The 6198-nt window shown below is 65.1% G+C and carries 7 protein-coding genes; 4 read left to right on the forward strand and 3 right to left on the reverse strand.

From position 1 onward, the window contains the following. The 4 genes from ACQKDV_RS17745 to ACQKDV_RS17760 form a co-directional block, all read left to right on the forward strand. On the forward strand, window positions 1-425 hold a 425-nt coding region (locus ACQKDV_RS17745), incomplete at its 5' end, for a YihY/virulence factor BrkB family protein (protein WP_427785500.1). A 61-nt stretch (window positions 426-486) separates the two neighbouring features. Then, window positions 487-2226, forward strand: coding sequence for a DNA primase (gene dnaG, locus ACQKDV_RS17750; RefSeq protein WP_427785502.1), 1740 nt, complete (start codon window positions 487-489; stop codon window positions 2224-2226). Between the two features lie 24 nt (window positions 2227-2250). Continuing rightward, the gene (locus tag ACQKDV_RS17755) at window positions 2251-2751 is read left to right on the forward strand and encodes a fused DSP-PTPase phosphatase/NAD kinase-like protein (RefSeq protein WP_427785503.1); all 501 of its coding nucleotides are present in this window, start codon (window positions 2251-2253) and stop codon (window positions 2749-2751) included. A gap of 28 nt (window positions 2752-2779) precedes the next feature. Continuing rightward, window positions 2780-3751: a bile acid:sodium symporter family protein gene (locus ACQKDV_RS17760; protein ID WP_427785505.1), complete on the forward strand. Its 972-nt coding sequence runs from the start codon at window positions 2780-2782 to the stop codon at window positions 3749-3751. Between the two features lie 65 nt (window positions 3752-3816). On the opposite strand, the gene ACQKDV_RS17765 is transcribed toward ACQKDV_RS17760, so the two are convergent. The 3 genes from ACQKDV_RS17765 to ACQKDV_RS17775 all read right to left on the reverse strand — a co-directional run. Next, the gene (locus ACQKDV_RS17765; protein WP_427785507.1) at window positions 3817-4560 is read right to left on the reverse strand and encodes a hypothetical protein; all 744 of its coding nucleotides are present in this window, start codon (window positions 4558-4560) and stop codon (window positions 3817-3819) included. 678 nt (window positions 4561-5238) lie between these two features. Further along, window positions 5239-5751: a hypothetical protein gene (locus ACQKDV_RS17770; protein WP_427785508.1), complete on the reverse strand. Its 513-nt coding sequence runs from the start codon at window positions 5749-5751 to the stop codon at window positions 5239-5241. A gap of 25 nt (window positions 5752-5776) precedes the next feature. Then, a partial coding sequence (locus ACQKDV_RS17775) for a UbiA family prenyltransferase (protein ID WP_427785510.1) occupies window positions 5777-6198 on the reverse strand: 422 nt, incomplete at its 5' end.

A 6198-nucleotide genomic window follows, 5' to 3' on the forward strand; every position in this document is an offset into this window, starting at 1 on the left:
TGTCGATGACCGCCACCACCCTGCTGCAGGTGGCCTTCGCCCAGCTGCCCTCGATCCTGCCGGCCATTGGATACCTCACCAGCCTGCTGCTGTATGCGGTCGGCTTCGCCTTCATGTACCACTACCTGCCGGACCGCCGCGTGGCCTGGCGCCAGGCCTTCATCGGCGGCGTCATCACCTCGGCGCTGTTCGCGTTGGGCCGCTATGGCATCGGCGTCTACATCGCCACCGTGGCCCCTGGAAGTGCGTACGGTTCGATGGGCGCACTGGTCATTTCGCTGGTCTGGATCTACTACGCCACCGTGGTGTTCTTCGTGGGTGCGCTGATGACAGCGGTGATCGACGAGCGCCTGCGCGCCCGCACCCATCTGGCCGCGGCCGGCATCGACACGGCCAACGTCGGCCCGCCGCCCGGCAGGGAGTAAACTAGGCGGATTGATCGTTCTGCCTCGCGTGGCCCCTCGGCCGCGCCCTGCCCTGTTGCCCATGGCCCGTATCCCCGACGCATTCATCGACGACCTGCTGGCCCGATCCGACATCGTCGAGGTGGTGGGCAGCCGCGTGCCGTTGAAGCGCCAGGGCAAGGAATACGCAGCGCGCTGCCCGTTCCATGACGAGCGCTCGGCCTCGTTCACGGTCTCGCCCACCAAGCAGTTCTATCACTGCTTCGGCTGCGGCGCGCACGGCACCGCCATCAGCTTCCTGATGAACTACGACCGCCTCGAATTCCTCGACGCGGTGGATGAACTGGCCAAGCGCGCCGGCATGGAAGTGCCGCGCAGCGAGAACCCGCGCAGCGCCCAGCAGCAGGACGACAGCCGCGAGCTGTACTCGGCGCTGGATGCGGCGGCCAAGTTCTTCCAGAAAAATCTGGAAAGCAGCGAAAAGGCCCGCAGCTACCTGGACGGCCGCGGCGTGGACGAGGAAAACCGCGCGCGCTTCCAGATCGGCTACGCGCCCGACGGCTACAGTGGCCTGCGCGATGCGCTGGGCAAGGACGAGCGGCGCATGAAGCTGCTCGACCGCGCCGGCCTGTTCTCCAAGAACGACCGCGGCCATGTCTACGACAAGTTCCGCGACCGGGTGATGTTCCCGATCTTCGACCGCCGCGGCCGCGTCATCGCTTTCGGCGGCCGCGTGTTCGAGAAGGACGACGGCCCCAAGTACCTCAATTCGCCGGAAACCGCGCTGTTCCACAAGGGCCGCGAACTGTACGGCCTGTGGCAGGTGCGCCAGGCCAACCAGAAGATCGAGAGGCTGATCGTGGTCGAGGGCTACATGGACGTGGTCTCGCTGTTCCAGTTCGGGGTCACCCAGGCGGTGGCCACACTGGGCACGGCCACCACGCCGGACCACGCCGAGCTGCTGTTCCGCAACGCGCCGGATGTGTTCTTCTGCTTCGACGGCGATGCCGCCGGCCGCCGTGCCGGCTGGAAGGCGCTGGAATCGGTACTGCCGCGCATGAAGGACGGCCGCCAGGCCTTCTTCCTGTTCCTGCCTGATGGCGAAGACCCGGACACCATCGTGCGCAAGGAAGGCGCAGAGGTCTTCAACGAGCGCCTGAAGCAGGCCACGCCGCTGTCGCAGTTCTTCTTCGACGAACTGACCCGCGAGATCAATCTTGGCACGCTGGACGGCAAGGCACGCCTGGCCGAGCGGGCCAAGCCGATGCTGGCGCAGATTCCCGATGGCGCCTTCGGCGATCTGATGAAGCAGCAGTTGGCACAGCTGACCGGCCTGGGGGGCAACTCCCAGGCCATGCGCGCGCCGTTGCCGCAGCGTCCGCCGGCACGTGCGATCCAGCCGGTGGCCAAGCGCAGCCTGGTGCGCGGTGCGATCGCCGTGCTGCTGCAGCAGCCCTCGCTGGCGATGACCCTGGGCGGCAAGCACCACTTCCAGGGCCTGCGCCTGCCGGGCGTGGAACTGCTGCTGGAGCTGCTGGGTCTGGTCGAACAGCGCCCGGATATCAGCACTGGCGCACTGCTGGAACATTTCGACGGCCGCGAAGAGCAGGCCTCGTTGCACACCTTGGCCGCGCAGACCCTGCCCGGCGACGATGCGATGTGGACCCAGGAACTGCACGACGCGGTGGCCCAGCTGGAAAAGCAACTGCTGGTGCAACGCCTGGAGGAGTTGTTGGCAAAACAGCGCCAGCAGGGTCTGGACGATACTGACAAGTACGAACTGCGCGAACTGCTGAAGGCCCGCGCCACCCTGCGCCTGTAGCGGCAGAACGCCCCCGGAGAGACCATGCTGCTGCGCCTGACCTGCCTGCTGTTGTTGTCGCTCTGCACGCCCCTGCACGCCCGAGCCGGGGACACCGCACTCAATGAAGTCCGCCCCGGCCTGTATGCGGGTGGCCAGCCCAGTGCCGCGCAGTTGCAGGCCTTGGCCACGCAGGGCGTGCGCACCGTCATCGACCTGCGCCAGCCCGGCGAGGACCGTGGTTTCAACGAAACCGCCCAGGCCGAGGCACTGGGCCTGCGCTATGTGCGGATCCCCGTGGCCGGTGCCGACGGTTTGGACGCGGCCAATGTGCGCGCCGTGCACCAGGCCCTGCAGCAGAGCCAGGGCCCGGTGCTGCTGCACTGCGCCTCGGGCAACCGTGCCGGCGCCGTACTCGGCCTGGTCAATGCGCGTTACGAACAGGCCAGCGCCGAACAGGCCCTGCAGCTGGGCCAGCGCGCCGGCCTGACCTCACTGGAAGCCGCCACCCGCCAGCGTCTGGCGGCACCGGCCACCTTGCCCTGAACCCCACGTACCAAGGAGCCTGCCCACCATGACCCGCTGGTGGTCGCGCCTGCGACCGGACAACTTCACCCTCGCCCTGCTGTGCACCGTGGCCTTGGCCTCGCTGCTGCCGATGAAGGGCGCCGCCGCCATCGTGCTGGACGATGTCACCACCGTGGCCATCGCCGCGCTGTTCTTCCTGCATGGCGCGCGCCTGCCGCGCGAATCGATCATCGGCGGCATGCTGCACTGGCGCCTGCACCTGACCATCCTCGCCTGCACCTTCATCCTGTTCCCGCTGCTCGGCCTGCTGTTCAAGCCGCTGTCGGGCTGGCTGCTGACGCCGGAGCTGTACCTGGGTGTGCTGTTCCTGTGCACCCTGCCTTCCACCGTGCAGTCGTCCATCGCCTTCACGTCGATGGCGCGCGGCAACGTGCCGGCAGCGGTGTGCAGTGCTTCGCTGTCGAGCATCCTCGGCGTGTTCCTCACCCCGCTGCTGCTGACCGCGCTGGCCGGCACGTCCGGCGGCGTGCACGACCCGCTGCATGCCATCGGCGGCATCATGCTGCAGCTGCTGGTGCCGTTCGTGGCCGGCCACCTGCTGCGGCCGTGGATTGCCGGCTGGGTGGAAAAGCAGCGTGCGCTGCTGCTCTACACCGACCAGGCCACCATTCTGCTGGTGGTGTATTCGGCGTTCGGCGAGGCCGTGACTGAAGGGCTGTGGAGCAAGACACCGCTGTTGTCGCTGCTGGCCGTGGCCGTGGTCGCTGCCGTGCTGTTGGGCATCGCGATGCCGCTCATCACGTTCCTGGCCCGCCGCCTGCACTTCAACCGCGAAGACGAGATCACCATCGTGTTCTGCGGCTCGAAGAAAAGCCTGGCCACCGGCGTGCCGATCGCCAAGGTGTTGTTCGCCGGTGGCAGCCTGGGCGCCATCGTGCTGCCGGTGATGATCTACCACCAGATCCAGCTGATCGTCTGCGGCGTGATCGCGCAGCGGTATGCGCGGCGCAAGTCCTGACCAGGCGCGCGGGTTGTTGCGGAGAGCCCCATCCACGCGTGGCGTGGATGACGCTTGCGCCGCCGCTAATCCACGATGGCCGCTGCGATGTCGTGCAGCACTCGGGCGTTGCGCTCCACGTCGCTGCCCGGCTCGCCCGTGACGGTCAGACTGTAGGTCTTGCTGTCTCCCGTCCAGGCAAGCTCAACCCGAGTACGGCCGACACTATCCACAACCTTCCCGAGGTTAGCGGGCTTGCCGTTCACCCTGGTGTTCTGCGCCTCCGCGATGACCTCGATCTGCATGCCCGCAGCGAGGAAGTTGTTCTCGCTGAACTCCACGATGCCGACACCCTCCAGCCGGTAGAAGCGGCTCAGGCCCGAGGACTTTGCACCGTCCAACGCACCACTCGGCTCCATGCCGATCAGCTCGGCTGGTCCGAGGAGAGTAGCGTCCAGCCTGCTAGGAGGCTGCGGCAGACGCTGGCGTAGTTCCGACGCAGAACGCTGAGTACGCGGCACGGCAGCCAGTATTTCGACCTGCGTTGGAATGTTCCCTTCGACAACCTGCACGACACTCATGGCTCGTTTGATATCAGCACGGAGCTGCTGCTTGACCTCTTCGGGGGCATCCATATCTGCCAATCGCACGATGCGGTAGCTGCCCACACCAGCGGTTGACCTTCCCGTGGTCGAGGTCTCATCCACTGCGGCTTGCATGGCAAGTTGGTGCAGCCAACTTCCTACCGGATCGGGAACTGGATCGGCCAGGGACGCTTGGGCTGGTATCGACATCGCCAGTGAGATTGCAACAAAGCAAAGACTCTTCATGATGCTCACCACTCCGAAAGTTGGCAGTCGACCGCGCTAGTGGGCTGCGTAAATACGCGTCCGCCCAGCACCCAAGTGTGATATCCGTAAACAACCATTCGTTCCGGATCTGTGCCATCACCTGCATAGAAGCGCCGAGAGTGAAGGCCATTGTTAGATGCACCGAAAGCATGCTTCGGCTTAATGTTCCCGAGCGGAACATGCCTGGTTACGGCCGATCCCTGGAAATTGCGAAACTGGGGGCGTTCGTAGGTGACGGATTCATTGATGAATCCAATGCAGTTTGCGCGGCTCAGAGCTTTTACCTCTGCTGCTGCAGTGTTAGTCAGGCAGGTAAGCGCGGCACACAAAACGATGTGCAGAGAAACATGACATCTCATTGATTGCTCCACTGATTTGCGAGTCATCTCGCAACATCTGTGTATCTGGCTTGGATCAATCGGTCTGGCGAATCAATTCGTATCTGTGACCCAACGCGCCCAAGAGGCTTACGTCGCGGTAAAGCCCTACAGCGTGGCGGCTTGGTCAACGGCCGCAATGCGGCGCACGCGAGCAGAAGCCGACACCGGGTGCAGTGGATCCCGCGGGAAATCATCCACGCATGGCGTGGATCTACCAGACCGCAGATGGCGTGAATCCGCAGTAGATCCACGCCATGCGTGGATGAGGTGTCTGCCGCTACGGGTCCACCAACGTGCCGACGCTCAGCGCCGGCATCCATAGCCAGAGATCGTACTGGCGCCCTGAATCGGTATCGACATGCGGCGCGCGCGCCGGCTGATCGCGTATCGGCAACGCCTTGCAGCGGTCCAGGCAGGCCCAGAAGTGGCCGCGCTGCGCTTCCAGCCGCACGCTGTAGATATCCAGATCCCGCAGCAGCGATGCCATCGGCTGTGCCTGCATTTCCGGCAGTGCACCTGCCGGCCGCTGCAGCGTGGCGTGCACGTTTCCGGTCAGCACCAGCATGCGTGTGCCCTCCGGCAGGCGGCGGTACAGCCGGCGCAGCTCGGCCGCCATGCGGTCATCGCGTATCTGGCTGCTGCCATCATTGCTGTTGACGTCAGAGCCAACCACGTCAATCACGTGGCCCTGTGCCTTCAGCGCGCGCAGGCTCTCAATCAACGTCAGCCGAGCATGGGCTCGGCTCTGCAGGGCAACGCCCGACTCGGCGTTCCAGTAGATCCACGCCATGGATGTCCGCGCGATCAGGTAGCCCTCACAACCAGGGCAGGATCCAATGGTCCACCAGCAGGAAGGCGAACAGCGCCATCAGGTACACGATGGAGTAGCGGAACATCTTCATCGAGAACAGTTCATCCGGCGGATCCAGCATGCGCCAGGCGTACCAGAGGAACACGGCATTGAGCACGATCGCCCCGCCCAGGTAGAACGGCCCGCTCATGCCCACCAGGTACGGCACCACGCACACCAGCGCCAGCACCACCGAATACACCATGATCTGCCTGCGCGTGTGCACCACGCCGTGGGTGACCGGCAGCATCGGGATCTTCGCCTTGGCGTAGTCCTCGCGGCGGAAGATCGCCAGCGCCCAGAAGTGCGGCGGCGTCCAGATGAAGATGATCAGCACCAGCAGCGACGAATACGCCCAGTCCGATGAACCCTGCATGCCGGTGATCG

This window comes from Stenotrophomonas sp. NPDC077659 (assembly GCF_050268705.1).
Lineage (GTDB): Bacteria > Pseudomonadota > Gammaproteobacteria > Xanthomonadales > Xanthomonadaceae > Stenotrophomonas.